Source organism: Limnohabitans parvus II-B4 (genome assembly GCF_003063455.1).
Lineage (GTDB): Bacteria > Pseudomonadota > Gammaproteobacteria > Burkholderiales > Burkholderiaceae_C > Limnohabitans_A > Limnohabitans_A parvus.
Genome location: NZ_NESN01000001.1, coordinates 904375 through 920318, shown reverse-complemented (window position 1 = coordinate 920318; position 15944 = coordinate 904375). Strand labels below are relative to the sequence as shown.

Genomic DNA, 15944 nt, shown 5'->3' with positions numbered 1-15944 from the left:
CATTATGCATGAATCGAGCAAAAATCAAAGATATTTTTCTGATCAAGCGCTTTTTATTTGGGGATCTTTGCAGTGGGCACAGCTGATTTCGCCAGGTCCAGGCGTTTACGGCGCATTTGGCAAGGGCCTCTCATGAGTGCCCTCGAATCGTATACGGCGCAAGACTGAACACGGCCACACAGGATTAAAAACTGGGGGATTAAAGAACTGGAGATATCGCCAAAGTTCTTTATTCAGTTCCTTATCAGTTCTTTATTGATTTCCTGAAATAGCAGCGTTGTCCCCCAACTCTTCGAAAGGAGTTACCAATGCTGCTAGCAACACCAGCACTCGAGGCGCCAGTTTTCCTGAGCGCTACTTCCCCTGAATCCACCATGCCAAAGCAGCTGGTGCTGACCGAGGCTGACCTGGCCTCCCGATGGGCCATGAGCCCTAAAACCCTGCAGCGCTGGCGTATGACTGGCACAGGGCCGACCTATCTCAAGCTGGGCAAACGGGTGAGCTACCCCCTCAACGCCGTGATTGCCTTCGAGAACTGCGTCCAACATGTCTCGACCTCCAAGCGCATCCCCGGAAAGGCAGGTGCGGCATGAACCACCTGCAATTGCAGCAAGCTGCGCTGCCGGACCTCTCCGTGAGCCAGATCAGCCGTCTTCCCAAAGACCAGCTGGCCCATTTCAGCAACGCGGTGCAGCAGCTCAACGACTGGACGGTGCAGATGCGCGGCCGGATCAACCGAGCGATGGAAATCCGCTACGCCGACCAGATCCGCCATGCCGAATGCCTTGGCCAGGAGGAGGCGGCCAGGTTCCGCATCGATGACGGTGACCTGCAGATCGATGTCTCAAACCCCAAGGAAATCGTCTGGGACCAACAGCACCTGTCCCAGATCGCTGAGCGGATGGTGGTGGCCGGTGACCGGGTGCAGGACTTCATGCAGGTCCAGTTCTCGGTGGCCGAGCAGGACTACGCCCGCTGGCACCCACTGCTGCGCGCAGCCTTCCAGCCAGCCCGCAAAGAGCTGATCACCGAGCCCACCTTTCAGATCCGCTGGGTCGGCGAAGTCCAGCTTTGAGCGGACGGCCACTCGGACAAACCAGAACGCAACCCCACACAACAGGAAAACCTTCAATGAACCACGACAGCTACAACCAGGCCGCAACCTACGGCCAATCCTCAACCCACGGCGCCCCGGGTGCATGGTGTGACTTCAATGATGCCGATGCCCAGCAAGGCGAGTTCAACTTGATCCCTAAAGGCACTCAGGCCCTGGTGCGGATGGCCATCAAACCCGGCGGCTACGACGATGCCAGCAGGGGCTGGACGGGTGGCTATGCCACGGCATCGGATGAAACCGGCGCCGTGTTCCTGTCCTGCGAATTTGTGCTGCTCACCGGCCCGTTTGCCAAACGCAAGATTTGGAGCAATGTCGGTCTGCACTCCAACAAGGGCCCGACCTGGGCGCAGATGGGCCGCAGCTTCATCAAGGCGGTGCTCAACAGCTCGCGAAACATCCACCCTGATGACGGCTCCCCTGAGGCGCAGCGTGCCCGCCAGATCCGCAGCTTCGGTGACCTCGATGGTGCCGAATTTTCCGCCCGGATCGGTATTGAGAAGGATGGCCAGGGCGAGTACCGCAACATCATCCGGCTGGTGATCGAGCCCGATCACAAAGAGTACGCAGAGCTGATGCAGGCCAAGTTGCAACGCGATGGTGGCATGGGCGGAGGCTCTGGTGGGGGCTCCGGTGGAGCTCCGGCAATGGCCTCTCCAGCATCGGCGGCACCAGCCCCCCAGCCGGGGACCACTTACACACCCCGTCCTGGCAATGCGCAGGCTCGGCCTGCATGGGCGCAGTGATGGCGGCTGTGCATGAAATGCTGGGTGTGTTCCCGCCAGGCCAAAGGCTTCGGTCATGTGGATCTTCGCTTCAAGGTGGGGCACCCCAAGCGGTACCCCATCGACTGGATCTTTTGCTCACTGCGCTGTCAGGTCTGTTTCCACCGGCTGTACGCGGCCGGTGTGCGGGCACTAGAGCGCGAGGGAACCTTGCCAAAAGGACCGGGTGTGATTGATCCAACTGACGCCGAACTGGCAGCCATGCAGCAGTGCCTCAAGCCGTTGGGCGAAGCCGCTGGTGAGATCGGTATGGACCGACCACTGTTGAGCTACACCCAGCAAGAGGCCCTGGCACTGATCAATGTCGTGGTCACGACCTATGTCGAGGCCATGGTTCAAGAACACGAGCGCAGCAAGTACCCACCTGTTCGCATGCAACTGGATCAATCGCCATAGAGATGACTTTGAGTCGATTGTCCTGAATCCACCGCAGGACGCAGCGTCCTGCGGATTCCAACTTCTACCAACCGATGCGGGTGTACCAGATCACCTGCAGGGGAGACTATTTCATGAATGAACCTGAATCTTTGGCTTCGCCATTGAGTCTGCATGCCGCAGGCGATAACGACTTCAGCGATGAGCCACTGCTCACGGCTAATCGTGCATCCAAGGCACTGAACTTGCCGCTGTACTACTTCATCAAGACCGCAAAACGCAAAGCCCTGGGGCTGCCGTTCTACTGCGTTAATCGCTTGGTCCGCTTCAGATTGGGTGAGCTGCATCAGTGGCAGCTTGCCTATGCCCAAAAGTTGCAGGAAGAAAAAAATGCAGCGCTCGACGAGGGAGGGACGGATGCTTGATTTCAACGATGCACCCACTTCGAACGCCCGCAAAGCAGCGGGGGATGCCGTCGACGCCAATCGCGAGAAAGCCGAAATCCGTACAGCCCTGAGTGACCAATTGGCCCTTCTGGTGTTGGATATCTGGCCCTCAGGCAAACGCCGTCAGAACAAATACCTGGTGGGCGATGTCATGGGCGGTCCGGGCGACAGTCTGGAGTTACTGCTTTCTGGCCCCAAGGCTGGGCTGTGGACCGATCGGGCCACAGGCGAGGGTGGAGACATCTTTGATCTGATCGCTCGCTACTACAGCCTCAATGTGCAGACCCAATTCCCTCAAGTGCTTGAGAAAGCCAAGGACTGGCTCGGCCGTGTTTCGACCATGCCCCAGAGCGCTGTGGCTGCAAGCAAGGCCACAGCGCCAGTGGTCGATGAGCTGGGGCCACCCACAGCCAAGTGGGACTACCAGGATGCCAGCGGCAAGCTCATTGCCGTGGTCTACCGCTACGACCCAGAGCCAGGGCGCAAAGAGTTCCGGCCATGGGATGTGCGCCGCCGCAAGATGGCACCCCCTGAGCCGCGCCCGCTGTACAACCAGCTCGGGATGCTCAAGGTCGAGCAGGTGGTGCTGGTTGAAGGTGAGAAGTGTGCCCAGGCTTTGATCGAGTTCGGGGTGTGTGCCACCACCGCTATGCACGGTGCCAATGCGCCAGTTGATAAAACCGACTGGACGCCGCTGGCAGGCAAGCACGTTTTGATCTGGCCGGATCGCGACAAACCCGGTTGGCTGTACGCCGACCAGGCCTCACAGGTCATCTTGCAGGCAGGGGCTAAGTCATGCGTCATCTTGCAGCCGCCCGCAGAAAAGCCAGAAGGCTGGGATGTGGCCGACGCCGTGATAGACGGCTTTGACATCACTGGGTTTTTGGCCGTGGGTGAACGCGTGCCAGTGGCGCGTGAATTCGGTTCGCAGGACATCGCAGTGCCCATCGAAGGGATCGACTATTCCACCGAAGATGGACTCGCTTTGGCGTTCTCGCACCAGTTCGCTGAGGACTGGCGATACTGCGCCCCTTGGTCGAAGTGGTTGGTCTGGAATGGCGTGCGCTGGAACGTGGACAAGCAGCTGTACATCATGCATCTGAGTCGCACGGTTTGCCGCAGCGCTGCCATGTTTGCTGAGACACCGCGCATGAAAGCCCGCATGGGCAGTGCAGCGACCATCTCGGCCGTAGAGCGTCTTGTGCGATCTGACCCCCGGCAAAGCGCCACCGTTGACGAGTGGGATGCCAATGCCTGGCTGCTCAACACGCCCGGCGGCATTGTGGACCTGCGCACTGGCGCGCGTGGACCGCACGACCGCGATCGCCGCATGACCAAGGTGACCACGGCCACGCCGCAAGGTGAGTGCCCGGTCTGGCGCAATTTCTTGGTCAACGTCACGGGAAGCGATCAAGAACTGCAGGACTATCTGCAGCGCGTGGTGGGCTATTGCCTCACGGGCGACTTGAGCACCCACGCGCTTTTTTTCCTCTATGGAACGGGGGCGAATGGCAAGTCGGTGTTCGTGAACGTGATTTCCACGGTGCTGGGCGACTATGCGGCCAATGCGCCCATGGACACCTTCATGGAGTCACGCACCGATCGTCACCCCACCGATCTGGCCGGTCTGCGCGGTGCCCGTTTCGTTTCGGCCACTGAGACCGAGCAGGGCAGGCGCTGGAACGAGTCCAAGATCAAGGCGATTACGGGTGGTGACGACATCACGGCCCGCCTGATGCACCAGGACTTCTTCACCTACAGGCCGCAGTTCAAGCTCCTGATTGCCGGTAACCACAAGCCAGCGATCCGCAACATCGATGAGGCCATGCGCCGCCGCATGCACCTGATCCCCTTCACGATCACGGTCCCTCCAGAAAAGCGTGATCCGCTCCTGACCGAGAAGCTGCTGGCCGAGCGTGACGGCATCTTGGCTTGGGCGCTGGAGGGCTGCTTGCAGTGGAAGAAGCTGGGACTCAAGCAGCCCCAAAGCGTGGCCGAGGCCACCGAGGAGTACTTCGAAGCCGAGGACGCCATGGGCCGGTGGATCGCTGAGCGTTGCAACCAAGGGCCCAGCCACAAGGCTCTCACGGCCACTCTTTTCAACGACTGGAAGCAGTGGGCCGAACTCAGTGGCGAGTACGTGGGCACACAGCGCAGGTTCTCGGATGCCTTGCTCACCAGGCGTCTGGAGAAGTGGCGCAACTCCATGGGCGTGCGCGGCTACGTGGGCCTTGACCTCAAACAGCCCACCTCGCTGCCTTCACGTGCCTATCCCTACAACGACGATTGAGAGACAAACCCAATGAAAAATATTTCAAAAATCAAGCTGATGGCCAGTTCTCTGACACAACTGACTCTATTGAACATTTGTTCTTTACGCGTATACGCGTATGCAGATAAGAGTCATAGATGTTTGAGTGCGGCAAAAGCGTCAGTCACATTGTCAAAACCGGCCGAAATGACGATGTGTTCCGGTTTTGACTGTTTCCCAGCGGCGCACCGGAATATTTCGTTTGGAGGGCAGGTATGAAGATCCCTCCAGCACGATACCCATCGCCCCTTGGACGCATGCAGGCCACTCCCATGGATGTGGAGGCCACCAAGCGCCAAGGATGGCGAGAGCAGCACATCTTGGTCATCTCCCATGATGACGAGCGCCTGGACTTTCTGGAGCGCCAGCTCATTCGCAGCATTGGCGAGCGGCTCTACGGTCAGAGTCTTGGCCAGGGCCACCCCATGGGAGGTGGCCATGGTTGAAGTTTGGACAGTCGAGACGGTGGCAGACCGATTTGTCGATGCGGCCAGAACGGCCAGGCGCCTGCCACGCGTGATGGTGCAGGGCTACGCCAGCACCTGGCCCATCGTGATCCTGCCAAGTGATGCCTACCCGGATCCGCACAAGGTGTACCGATTACCGCCCCCGTCCCCTCAGGACGTGGAACGCATGCTCGAAGTGATGCGCTGGGTGCAGTTGCTCGAGCTCGATGAGCGGCACCTGGTGTGGATGCGGGCCAAGCGCTTTGACTGGGTGGAGATCAGCAAGCGCTTTGCCTGTGACCGCACCACGGCGTGGAGACGCTGGAAGCGGGACATGCAGGTGGTGGCCGATCTGCTCAACAGGCAGGCGCAGCCACTGAAAAAGTGAGGCCTGTGATCAGGAGAGGAAATTAGCGTGTTTTGGCGGTCATGCGCGGCGCTATTGACGTTCAAGCGTGAATGCGCGGTTTTTGGGGCCAAAACACGCTGCAACATTTCGGCGATTTGCAGCTACATTTTCATCTACGGTGGACAAACGAGCGCAGAGAGAGTGATGACAGTCACTCACAGTCGATGACACCTCGAAACTTCCCGGAAACAGTCGAAAAAAAGTTGAGAAAGAGTCAAAGACAGTCGATGACATCGACGTCTACTGACTGTTGTCCGACTCCTATCGATGTACTTCGATTTCTCCAGCGGCCTCGTACTCCACCAGCTTTTCAAGTGGCAGGTACACAGTCGGTTTTCCCTCGCGGAGAACTTCCAGACGGCTATGAATTTCTGATCCCACTTCGTAGGTCCCAGCAATCAGCGGCGTAAAGCCTGCTCCGGATGCTGTGGCCTCAGTCGGGCTTTTGCGGGCCAGAACCCCGCGAACTACTTTGATTTGCACGGCAGAACATTCTCGTTTTGCTGTCGATTTTACCGGTCACCCCCATGAATCATCCTGAGATCCGAATGGTCCCAGTGGACGCGCTCGTCCCCTACGCACGCAATGCCCGAACCCACAGCGATGCCCAAGTGGCACAGATCGCGGCTTCGATCACCGAGTTCGGCTGGACCAACCCGATCCTCACGGACGGGGCCAAGGGCCTGATTGCTGGCCACGGTCGCTTGATGGCTGCGCGCAAGCTCGGTCTCAAAGAGGTTCCGGTCATTGAGCTGGGGCACCTGACGCCCGAGCAGAAGAAGGCCTACATCCTGGCCGACAACCGGTTGGCCGAGAACGCTGGCTGGGATGACGAGCTCTTGAAACTCGAGTTGGCCGAACTCAAAGCGGCCGACTTCGATCTGGACCTGATGGGTTTTACCGATAAGGAGCTCGAAGAGCTGCTCAACGGTGACGAGTCAGGCGGTGGTTTGACTGAAGATGATGCAATCCCAGAAGCACCAGTAGATCCTGTTTCCAGACCTGGGGGCTTGTGGATTCTCGGCAACCACCGCCTCCTTTGTGGCGACTCAACGATCCTGTCGGATGTGGAGCGCCTCATGGGCGGACAGCTTGCCGACATGACCTTCACCGATCCACCCTACAACGTGGACTACGGCAACAGTGCCAAGGACAAGATGCGCGGTAAAGACCGGCGCATCATGAACGACGACTTGGGCGATGGCTTCTTCCAGTTCCTGTACGACGCTTGCCTGAACCTGCTCCTGGTCACCAAGGGCGCCTGCTACGTGTGCATGAGCTCGTCCGAGCTGCACACCTTGCAAAAGGCCTGGATCAAGGCAGGGGGCAAGTGGTCCACGTTCATCATCTGGTCCAAAAACACCTTCACGCTCGGTCGCGCGGATTACCAGCGCCAGTACGAACCGATCCTGTACGGTTGGAAGCAGGGTTCGGACCACTTCTGGTGCGGCGATCGGGACCAATCGGACATCTGGAACTACAACAAGCCACGGGTCAATGACCTGCATCCGACCATGAAGCCGGTCGAGCTGGTTGAGCGGGCCATCAAGAATTCATCCAAGAGCCGTGACATCGTTCTGGACCTGTTTGGAGGTTCGGGCACCACCCTGATCGCCAGTGAGAAGACCGGGCGTCAGGCCCGCCTCATTGAACTCGATCCTAAGTTCGTGGACGTGATCATCAAACGCTGGGAGGACTACACCGGACAGCAGGCAGTGCGGGAGGACGATGGCGTCTCATTCGCCAATGCCGCAGAATCTAAAAATGCCGAGCCTGTGGCTCAGTAGCAGACCTCATCCAAGCCACAGTGAATCACAAAGCCGGTCAGGTAGGGCAGGCCTCGTGGGATGCCTGTTTCCCGCGCTGTGATGCGGCCGATCTTCCAGTCCATCCATTTGGCGATGGCTTGGGCGACAGCAGCGTTGATCGAAAGGCCACCGGCCTGTCCATCTCGGACCGAATCGGCGAAGTGCCTGCCTTGCTTGCTGTCCAGGAATGCCCGGACCGATTCAAGAGGTTCGCCTGTGACCTCGGCGATCTGCTGCATGGCGACGGGCCAGGCCACGCAGGCGTGACCCCCCATCGTTCCCCAAAAGCCCCAGGCCTCGTTTTGCGTTGTCGGTGTGGTGTTGATGTGCATGGGTTCGTCCTTGTTGCGATGCCTCTATGAACGCTCTACTTGGGAATGAAGTAAAGCGATTCATCCAATCTTTCTGATCAGTTGCTTATTTGTGACTGATCAGCCCAGACGCGCGAGGTAGCGAACGCTGTCTCCTCCGGATGGATCGATGAACAAGTAGGGGCGACCAGGTGCACGCACCATCACGCACAACCGGCCATCCCAGTAATCGCCTCCCTTGCCTTTGAGCCAGTCGCGAGACTTGCCCAGGTTCAATTTGAAGCCATCAAATTCTTCAGGGTCCATCTCCCGGATCTCGGTCACGTAGACCGCCTCGACGCCGCAAGCGGCAATGTCGGAGATGTCTGTTGGCTTTCTGCCAAAGGGCAGCGGGATGCTGAGCTTTTGAACCTGCAATTCGCGGCCATCGAAGTTGATGGTCGTAGGCTTGGATTCGATGGTGATAGTGATGGGGTTCATGAGGTCCTCAAACGCTTGTGGTGGTGATGCGGTAGATGCGGTCTGTGCCGGGTTGCTTCTCTGAGGTGATCGCGAGCCCCAGCTTCTTTTTGAGTGCGCCTGCCATTGCGCCGCGTACGGTGTGAACCTGCCAGCCTGTGGCCTCGGTCATCTGGGGCAGCGTGGCGCCCTCGGGACGCTTGAGCAGGTCAATCAATACCGTCTGCTTAGTGCCTTCACGTGTTGTACGTGTGGCCTGGGGCTTGATCGGTGTTGCCGGTTGTGTTGCGATGCCGATTGCTTGCATGCCCGTTTGCGTGGCCATGTACACGTTGGGTTCATCGGCGCAGGGCTCAATCAACTGTGTGTTGATCATGGTGGTGATCACTTTCATGCGGGCACCACCTTTGAGGTTGTCTGGGAAGTCCACCAGTTTCTTTTGTGGATGCTTGGCAGCTGCTTCGAGCAGCGCGCGCTGGGTGTCTGTCAGTTGCATTGTTTGCTCCTTGGTACTTTTACTTTTTTTCCTGCTGCGATCCCTTCTGCGTAGGCTGCGGCCAGCGCGCACTTGATTCCCCATACCGCCACCTCGTGAAAGTCCAGCCGGTCTCTGTGCTGGGTCTCCAGGGTTTCGATGTAGAGGTGTTCGTTCGCGATGCGGTTGAACAGCTGGTCGATTTCTTGGCTTGATTTCATGCGCTTTCTCCTTGTGTTGATTGGATGTGGAGCATTGACGCTCTGAATCAAGATGAAGCCAAGTCAATTTTTCAAGCTGTCGCTTATTCCTTGAAAGCCGATTGAGATGCCGCGAAGTGCGCCCACTCCATGCAGATATCCGGGTTGCGCGCAGGTGCTGAACGTGCCCGGCTATTGCGCTAATCACCAGCCCCAAGTGCACCGTGAGTACGGGCGTGCGCGGCGTGGGTTCGACACAGAGCTGGGCTTCTATCAATCGGCCAGGTGGCGCAACACGCGCGCAGCGGTGTTACGGGATAACCCGCTTTGCTGCAGGTGCCAGGCCAAGGGCGTGCTGCAGCCCGCCAAGGTGGTCGATCACATCGTTCCAGTGAAGCTTGGCGGTGAGCGCTTTGAGCGAGCGAACCTGCAGAGCCTGTGCGTGCCCTGTCACAACGCCAAGACCGCCTCAGAGACGGCATCCCTGCGCAACCAGGCCCCGTCCTGAGGGGGTAGGGGGTCTGAATCTCTACAGACTGGCGCCCGAGATGCGTGCGCTTGCGCAAATTTTTGTGCGTGCAAATTGAACAAGGGGGGGTATCCCCTTTTCCAAAGACTCTGCGCAGCAAAGGCCGTGCATCAGATGAACATCAAACCAAGCGGGTGATTTATGGGTGGACGCAAGCCACTGCCGACTCAAGTCAAGCAGATCAAGGGGACCTTGCAGCCTTGCCGGACCAACTACCACGAGCCCATCCCAGAGGGCTTGCTGGTCGAGCCTCCGGACTACATGCCTGAGGGTGCCAAGGCTGCCTGGCGCTACGCGCTTGAATGTGCGCCGCCCACCCTGATTCGCAAGCTGGACATGTCTGTGCTGGAAATCTGGGCCTGCGCGGCAGACCTGTACCGACAGGCCCAGGCAGGCATCGGCAAAACGGGGCTCTTGGTGAAGGCGCCCCACAGCGGTGTGCCCATGCAGTCGCCATACCTGGCCATTGCCAACAAGCAGGCCCAGATCATGACCAAGGCTGCGATCGAGATGGGGTTCACGCCTGCGTCTCGCTCGCGCATCTCCATTCCAAACGAGCGACCGGGCGAAGAACTCGATCTCTGGGAGGACATTGTTGGGTAAGACCGAGAGCAAACGATGAGTGGATATGCCGCGAGCGCCAAACAATATGCACAGCGCGTCGTATCAGGTGAGATCCTGACCTGTGAATGGGTCCAGAAAGCCTGCAAACGCCAACTCGATGACCTGATTCGCTTCAAACGCAAGAGCAGCATTTACCAGTTCAACCCGGAGCTGCTCGATCGGTACGGCAGGCCCTACCGACCCGCAGACAACCTCTGTGCCTTCATCGAGCGCCTGCCTCACGTCAAAGGCCCACTGGCCAGCCGGATGATTGTTCTGGAGCCATGGCAGGTGTTCATCCTGTCCACAGTATTCGGATGGGTCAAATCGGACGGTAAACGCCGTTTCAGGCGGTCGTACATCGAGGTGCCAAGGGGCAATGCCAAGTCCACCCTGTCATCGGCGGTGGGTCTTTATATGCTTGCAGCCGACCGCGAGGGCGGCGCTGAGGTGTACTCGCTCGCCACCACCCGCGATCAGGCCCGCATCGTCTTTGGCGATGCCCAGACCATGGCGCGCCTGAGCCCGGGATTTCGGAACCGGTTTGCGGTGAACGTCGGGGCGCACAACATGCATGTCTTGCAAACCGGCTCCAAGTTCGAAGCGCTCTCGGCTGAGGGCTCGACGCTGGACGGCCTGAACATCCACTTCGGTTGTATTGACGAGCTTCACGCCCACAAGACCCGAACGGTCTATGACGTGGTGGAAACTGGTACCGGCAAGCGAGACAACTCGCTGCTGTGGGTGATCACCACGGCTGGCAGCAACCGCTCGGGGATTTGTTACGAGGTCAGGAGCTTTGTCACCAAGCTGCTCAACCGAGTGTTCGAAGACGACTCTCAGTTCGGGATCATTTACGGCCTCGATGAAGGGGACGACTGGACCATCAAGGACTCCCTCATCAAAGCCAACCCCAACTGGGGCGTCTCTGTGCGTGAAGAGATTCTGGTTCCCCTGCAGGCCAAGGCCATGCAGTTGCCCAGCGCGGTCAACAACTTCAAGACCAAGCACCTCAACGAATGGGTGAGCGCGGATAAGGCCTGGATGGACATGCGGGCCTGGGACGCGGGCACCAACCCGGATCTGGAGCTGGACCAGTTCCTGGGCCAGCCCTGTTGGGTGGGCCTGGACCTGGCCAGCAAGACGGACATTGCGGCGCTGGTCATGGTGTTCCAGCACCCCGACACACCTGACGCATATGCCGTGTTTGGCAAGTACTACCTGCCAGAGGACACGGTCCAGGCTGCGGGCAACAGCCAGTACGAGGGCTGGGCCCATACCGGCCGCCTGTCTGTGACGCCGGGCAAGGTGATCGACTTCAGCTGGATCGAGGCCGATCTGCTGGACATCGCGTCCCGGTTTTCCGTGGAAGCCGTGGCCTTCGATCCGTTTCAGGCCACACAGTTGTCCACCCGGATGCTGTCCGAGGGCCTGCCCATGATCGAGGTGCGTCCCACAGTGCTCAATTTCAGCGAGCCGATGAAGACGCTTGAAGCCTTGGTCCTGCAAAAGAAGCTCGCCCATGACGGCGACCCGGTATTGGCCTGGATGGCCAGCAACGTGGTGGCCCACACGGACGTCAAAGACAACATTTACCCGCGCAAGGAGCGAGCAGAAAACAAGATCGACGGCATCGTGGCACTGATCATGGCCCTCTCTCGGGCGATCAAACCGGGGGACTCGGTGGTGCTGGGATCCGACTACGAGCTGATGCTGCTCTAACGAGACGGCAGGTGCGTTTTCTGACACTACCGATGGGAATTTTCAACCTCTTTGACCGATTCAAGGCTTCCGCAAGTGATCGCTCCCCATGGGGCGATTTCTTTTTTGAGCCTGTATCGGTGCGCAGCGTCTCGGGCATGCGCGTCTCGGCCGATTCGGCCATGCGCCTGGCAGCGGTCTATGCCTGCGTGCGCATCCTGTCTGAGACCATGGCCTCGCTCCCACTTGTGGTCTACCGCGCTCGAGCAGACGGCGGCAAGGACCGGGTGACGGACCACTGGCTCTACCGGTTGTTGGGCAAGAAGCCCAACCGGTACCAGAACCCGTTCGAGTGGCGCGAGATGCTGCAGGGGCACCTGGCCCTGCGTGGCAATGCCTTCTGCCAAATTCTGGCCAACGGCCGGGGCGAGATCACCGAGCTGATCCCTATCCATCCGGACCGGGTGCGAATGGAACTACTCACTGAAGGTGACTACCGATATCGGATTCAGAACCAGACGGGTCACGAGATGGTCCTGCCTCGCGGCGAGGTCTGGCACCTGCGGGGTTTGTCCTCGGACGGTCTGCTGGGCTTGAGTCCCATCGAGCTTTCCCGTGAGAGCCTGGGCATGGCATTGGCCGCGCAGGACTATGGCGCCCGGTTTTTCAACAACGATGCCAAACCCACGGGCGGCTGGATCGAGTTCCCGGGCAACTTCAAGGACGCCGAAGCCAAGAAGGTATTTCGTGAGTCCTACCAGCAGGCGCAGTCCGGAGCGAACCGGGGCAAGGTGCTGGTGCTGGAGAACGGCATGAAGTTCCACGAGGTGGGCGTCACCAACAAGGACGCCCAGTTCCTGGAGCTGCGCAAGTTCCAGATCACGGACATCGCTCGCCTGTTTCGGGTGCCGCCACACATGATCGCGGACCTGGATCGGGCCACCTTCTCGAACATCGAGCAGCAAAGCCTGGAGTTCGTCATGCACACCATGACGCCCTGGGCCGAGCGCTGGGAGGCTTCGATCGAAGCGGACCTGATGCTGGAAGGCGATGAGCTCGAAATCGAGTTTGACTTCGCCAACCTGATGCGTGGTGATGCGGCCAGCCGCTCGGCTTACTACCAAAGCGGCATCCAAAACGGCTGGCTCACCCGCAATGAGGCCCGTATCGCCGAGAACCTCAACCCGATTTCTGGACTGGATCAGCCCCTTCGCCCGCTCAACATGGTCGAAGAGGACGCGGCCGAGGCATTGGAGTCACAGACTGCAGCGGCAGACGGAACGCCCTCACCTGACGCAGACCCCGGGTCTGATCAGGCCATTCACCAGAGGCTGCGGGGTTTGGTTCATGTCAACGCACAGCGTCTGGCCCGTCGCATCAGCAGGACCGGTGCGATCGGACCCAAAGAAGTGAATTTGATCTCTGAGACCTTCGGCTTGACTCCATCACGGGTTGAGCAGTGGGCCACCCACATTGAAACACCTACCGATGAGCATGCACTGGCGCAAGCGCTCATCGAACTTGGAACGCATGAATGAACAAGCAACTTCTGATCTCTGAATTTTTGACCACGCCCTGGGCATTGATGCCCGAGCGTCTGCAGGCCATGACTGCCGTCCTCACCCGTTGGTCTTCTGACGTGTCCCCCAGCGACGAGACGCTGTTTCAGATCAATACGGACCGGGTGCTGCGGGATACGCGTAAACAGTTCGCAACAGACCGTGCCTCTTCCAATGCCGGAGCTGGCATCGCGGTCCTGCCCCTGTATGGGGTGGTCACGCAGCGCGGCAACATGGTCGATGACATCTCAGGGCCGGGCAGTACCAGCACCCAGAAATTCACAAGCGCATTGCGCAATGTCTTGGCGGATGACACTGTGGGCCAAATCCTGATCGACATCGATAGCCCAGGCGGCAGCGTCTACGGCGTTGCCGAGCTGGCCGCCGAGATTGTCAAAGCCCGGGCCCAAAAGCCCGTGGTGGCCGTGGCCAATAGCCTGGCCGCCTCGGCCGCCTATTGGATCGGTTGCTCGGCCGGTGAGTTCTATGTCACCCCGGGTGGCGAGGTGGGCTCCATCGGTGTCTGGCAGGCCCACTTTGATTACTCAAAGGCGCTGGAAGAGGAGGGGGTCAAACCCACCCTGATTTCGGCAGGCAAGTTCAAGGTCGAGGGCAACCCGTATGTGCCGCTGGATCCTGAGGCCCAGGCCTTTATGCAGTCCCGCGTGGACGACTATTACAACGCCTTCATCAAAGCCGTGGCCAAGGGCCGAGGCGTCTCGATTGGCGATGTGCGTGATGGCATGGGCGAAGGCCGGGTGTTGGGCGCCGATGCGGCGCTTGCCGCCAAGATGGTGGACGGCATTGCCACCTTTGACGATGTGCTGGCCAAGATGCAAAAGTCGGCCGTCCCTCAAAAGCCACCGGGTGCTTCCCGGCTTGGCCGGGCACGAGCAGCCCTCGCGCTGATCTGACTTCGAACAGATTCCGTTTCCCCAATTCAGCAGTCCTCCGTTGAGGGCTGCCGACCACCTGCGACCCGTTGGTCGCGCCTCAAACCGCCGCCCCGTGCTTACTGCCTGGGCGGCATTTTCATATCTGGAGCAACCCCAATGAGTAAGCAATTGCGCGAGCTTCAAGCTCGCAAAGCCACCCTGGTCAAGGACGCCCGCGCCCTGACCGACATCGCCGCATCTGAAGAGCGCGATATGACCGATGAGGAGTTGAATGCCTTCAACGCCCTCAAGGCCAAGATCGAGGTGGCGTCAGCAGCCATCGACCGCGAGGCTGCCCTGATCGCCGAAGAGGCGCATATGGCCAATGTGGCCCATTCAGCAGTCTCCCATGGTCACACATCCACGGTAATTTCCGTCACCGACAACCTCGAAGTCGACCCCAAGCACGGCTTCAAAACCGTGGGCGACTTCCTCAAAACCGTGCGTCAGGCCCAAAACCCCGGCAGCGCCATCGACGAGCGCCTCCTGATTGGCTCCGGTCGCGGTGCCGTCGCCCCTGCCTCTTTTGGCAACGAAGGCTCGGCGCAAGACGGTGGCTTTTTGGTGCCGCCCCAATTCGCTCAAGAAATTTTCCAGCTCTCCTTGGGTGAAGACTCCTTGCTGCCGCTGACCGACAACGTCGAGATCACGGGCAACACCATGGCCTTCCCCAAGGATGAGACCACGCCCTGGGGCACCAACGGCATCCGAGCCTACTGGCAAGGCGAAGCCAATCCGGCCGGTGCCACCAAACCTGTGCTGGGTCTTTCCACCTTGCGCCTCAAAAAGCTCATGGCCCTGGTGCCAGTGACCGACGAACTGCTGGACGACACCAATGCGCTGTCAACCTATCTGCCCGACAAGATCGCTACTTCCATCCGCTGGAAGACCAACGAGTCGATCTTGTTTGGCGCGGGCACCGGCCTGCCTGTGGGCTGCATGACCAACGCGACCACGGTGACGGTAGCCAAGGAGTCGGGCCAGGCAGCCCAGACACTTCTGGCCCAGAACCTGGCCAAGATGATTTCTCGCCTGCCGCCGGGCTCATTTGGCAAGGCCGTGTGGATCGTCAACAACGACGTACTGCCAGCTCTTTTCACGCTCATGCTGGGCAACTACCCGATTTACCTGCCCACGGGATTGCCCGTCGGCGGCATCCAGGTCTCACCCTACGGCACTTTGCTGGGTCGCCCGGTGTTCGTCTCCCAGCACGCCAACAGCTTTTCTGCAGCGGGCGATGTGTTGCTGGCCGACCTGTCGTACTACCAGACCATCACCAAGGCTGGTGGCATGCAAACGGCCACCTCCATGCACCTGTACTTCGACTCGGACCTCACGGCGTTTCGGACCACGTTCCGCATGGACGGCCAGTCCAAGATCGCCGCGCCCATTGCCCCGGCCAAGGGCAACGCCACCTTGTCGCCCTTTGTCCAACTGGGCGCACGCTGATCGTCGCCCTACTTTGAAGGAGAACCCTC

Annotated in this window: 19 protein-coding genes; 15 read left to right on the top strand and 4 right to left on the bottom strand. The window is 59.5% G+C overall.

Going from position 1 to position 15944, the window contains the following annotated elements; translation table 11 throughout:
- The first annotated feature begins 374 nt into the window (after window positions 1–374).
- The 9 genes from B9Z37_RS04345 to B9Z37_RS04305 all read left to right on the top strand — a co-directional run bounded on the left by B9Z37_RS04345 (window position 375) and on the right by B9Z37_RS04305 (window position 7673).
- Window positions 375–593, top strand: a complete 219-nt coding sequence (locus tag B9Z37_RS04345) for a helix-turn-helix transcriptional regulator (RefSeq protein WP_108311764.1) — start codon at window positions 375–377, stop codon at window positions 591–593.
- Window positions 590–1075, top strand: a complete 486-nt coding sequence (locus B9Z37_RS04340; protein WP_108311763.1) for a hypothetical protein — start codon at window positions 590–592, stop codon at window positions 1073–1075. Before B9Z37_RS04345 ends, B9Z37_RS04340 begins: the two co-directional genes overlap by 4 nt.
- A 56-nt stretch (window positions 1076–1131) precedes the next feature.
- On the top strand, window positions 1132–1860 hold the full coding sequence (locus B9Z37_RS04335; protein WP_240606611.1) for a hypothetical protein: 729 nt from the start codon (window positions 1132–1134) through the stop codon (window positions 1858–1860).
- Between the two features lie 207 nt (window positions 1861–2067).
- The gene (locus B9Z37_RS14305) at window positions 2068–2295 is read left to right on the top strand and encodes a DUF6511 domain-containing protein (RefSeq protein WP_146179704.1); all 228 of its coding nucleotides are present in this window, start codon (window positions 2068–2070) and stop codon (window positions 2293–2295) included.
- Window positions 2296–2408: 113 nt separating this feature from the next.
- On the top strand, window positions 2409–2699 hold the full coding sequence (locus B9Z37_RS04325; RefSeq protein WP_108311761.1) for a hypothetical protein: 291 nt from the start codon (window positions 2409–2411) through the stop codon (window positions 2697–2699).
- On the top strand, window positions 2692–5010 hold the full coding sequence (locus B9Z37_RS04320; protein ID WP_108311760.1) for a phage/plasmid primase, P4 family: 2319 nt from the start codon (window positions 2692–2694) through the stop codon (window positions 5008–5010). Before B9Z37_RS04325 ends, B9Z37_RS04320 begins: the two co-directional genes overlap by 8 nt.
- Window positions 5011–5246: 236 nt before the next feature.
- The gene (locus B9Z37_RS04315) at window positions 5247–5477 is read left to right on the top strand and encodes a hypothetical protein (RefSeq protein WP_108311759.1); all 231 of its coding nucleotides are present in this window, start codon (window positions 5247–5249) and stop codon (window positions 5475–5477) included.
- Complete coding sequence (locus B9Z37_RS04310; protein WP_108311758.1) at window positions 5470–5865, top strand: DUF6362 family protein; 396 nt, start codon at window positions 5470–5472, stop codon at window positions 5863–5865. The genes B9Z37_RS04315 and B9Z37_RS04310 overlap by 8 nt, the downstream gene beginning before the upstream one ends.
- A gap of 548 nt (window positions 5866–6413) precedes the next feature.
- Window positions 6414–7673, top strand: coding sequence for a site-specific DNA-methyltransferase (locus B9Z37_RS04305; RefSeq protein ID WP_108311757.1), 1260 nt, complete (start codon window positions 6414–6416; stop codon window positions 7671–7673).
- Here B9Z37_RS04305 and B9Z37_RS04300 read toward each other — a convergent pair.
- The 4 genes from B9Z37_RS04300 to B9Z37_RS04285 all read right to left on the bottom strand — a co-directional run bounded on the left by B9Z37_RS04300 (window position 7667) and on the right by B9Z37_RS04285 (window position 9160).
- Window positions 7667–8026: a hypothetical protein gene (locus B9Z37_RS04300; protein WP_108311756.1), complete on the bottom strand. Its 360-nt coding sequence runs from the start codon at window positions 8024–8026 to the stop codon at window positions 7667–7669. The two genes, B9Z37_RS04305 and B9Z37_RS04300, sit on opposite strands and share 7 nt — an antisense overlap.
- Before the next feature lie 99 nt (window positions 8027–8125).
- Window positions 8126–8485: a hypothetical protein gene (locus B9Z37_RS04295; RefSeq protein ID WP_108311755.1), complete on the bottom strand. Its 360-nt coding sequence runs from the start codon at window positions 8483–8485 to the stop codon at window positions 8126–8128.
- 7 nt (window positions 8486–8492) lie between these two features.
- Window positions 8493–8960 (bottom strand): DUF3489 domain-containing protein, encoded by a 468-nt coding sequence (locus B9Z37_RS04290; protein WP_108311754.1) that lies wholly within the window; start codon window positions 8958–8960, stop codon window positions 8493–8495.
- A complete protein-coding gene (locus tag B9Z37_RS04285; protein WP_108311753.1) occupies window positions 8951–9160 on the bottom strand; it encodes a DUF6900 domain-containing protein in 210 nt (69 codons plus the stop codon). Before B9Z37_RS04285 ends, B9Z37_RS04290 begins: the two co-directional genes overlap by 10 nt.
- A gap of 106 nt (window positions 9161–9266) precedes the next feature.
- Here B9Z37_RS04285 and B9Z37_RS14560 point away from each other — a divergent pair, with 106 nt between their 5' ends.
- From B9Z37_RS14560 to B9Z37_RS04255, 6 genes are all read left to right on the top strand, one after another.
- Complete coding sequence (locus B9Z37_RS14560) at window positions 9267–9647, top strand: HNH endonuclease (protein ID WP_108311752.1); 381 nt, start codon at window positions 9267–9269, stop codon at window positions 9645–9647.
- A gap of 162 nt (window positions 9648–9809) precedes the next feature.
- Window positions 9810–10271, top strand: a complete 462-nt coding sequence (locus B9Z37_RS04275) for a phage terminase small subunit P27 family (RefSeq protein WP_108311751.1) — start codon at window positions 9810–9812, stop codon at window positions 10269–10271.
- 15 nt (window positions 10272–10286) lie between these two features.
- On the top strand, window positions 10287–11993 hold the full coding sequence (locus B9Z37_RS04270) for a terminase large subunit (protein ID WP_108311750.1): 1707 nt from the start codon (window positions 10287–10289) through the stop codon (window positions 11991–11993).
- 32 nt (window positions 11994–12025) lie between these two features.
- Window positions 12026–13510, top strand: coding sequence for a phage portal protein (locus B9Z37_RS04265; RefSeq protein WP_108311749.1), 1485 nt, complete (start codon window positions 12026–12028; stop codon window positions 13508–13510).
- Window positions 13507–14445, top strand: coding sequence for a signal peptide peptidase SppA (gene sppA, locus B9Z37_RS04260; protein ID WP_108311748.1), 939 nt, complete (start codon window positions 13507–13509; stop codon window positions 14443–14445). The genes B9Z37_RS04265 and sppA overlap by 4 nt, the downstream gene beginning before the upstream one ends.
- 138 nt (window positions 14446–14583) lie before the next feature.
- Complete coding sequence (locus tag B9Z37_RS04255) at window positions 14584–15915, top strand: phage major capsid protein (protein ID WP_108311747.1); 1332 nt, start codon at window positions 14584–14586, stop codon at window positions 15913–15915.
- Window positions 15916–15944: the final 29 nt, after the last annotated feature.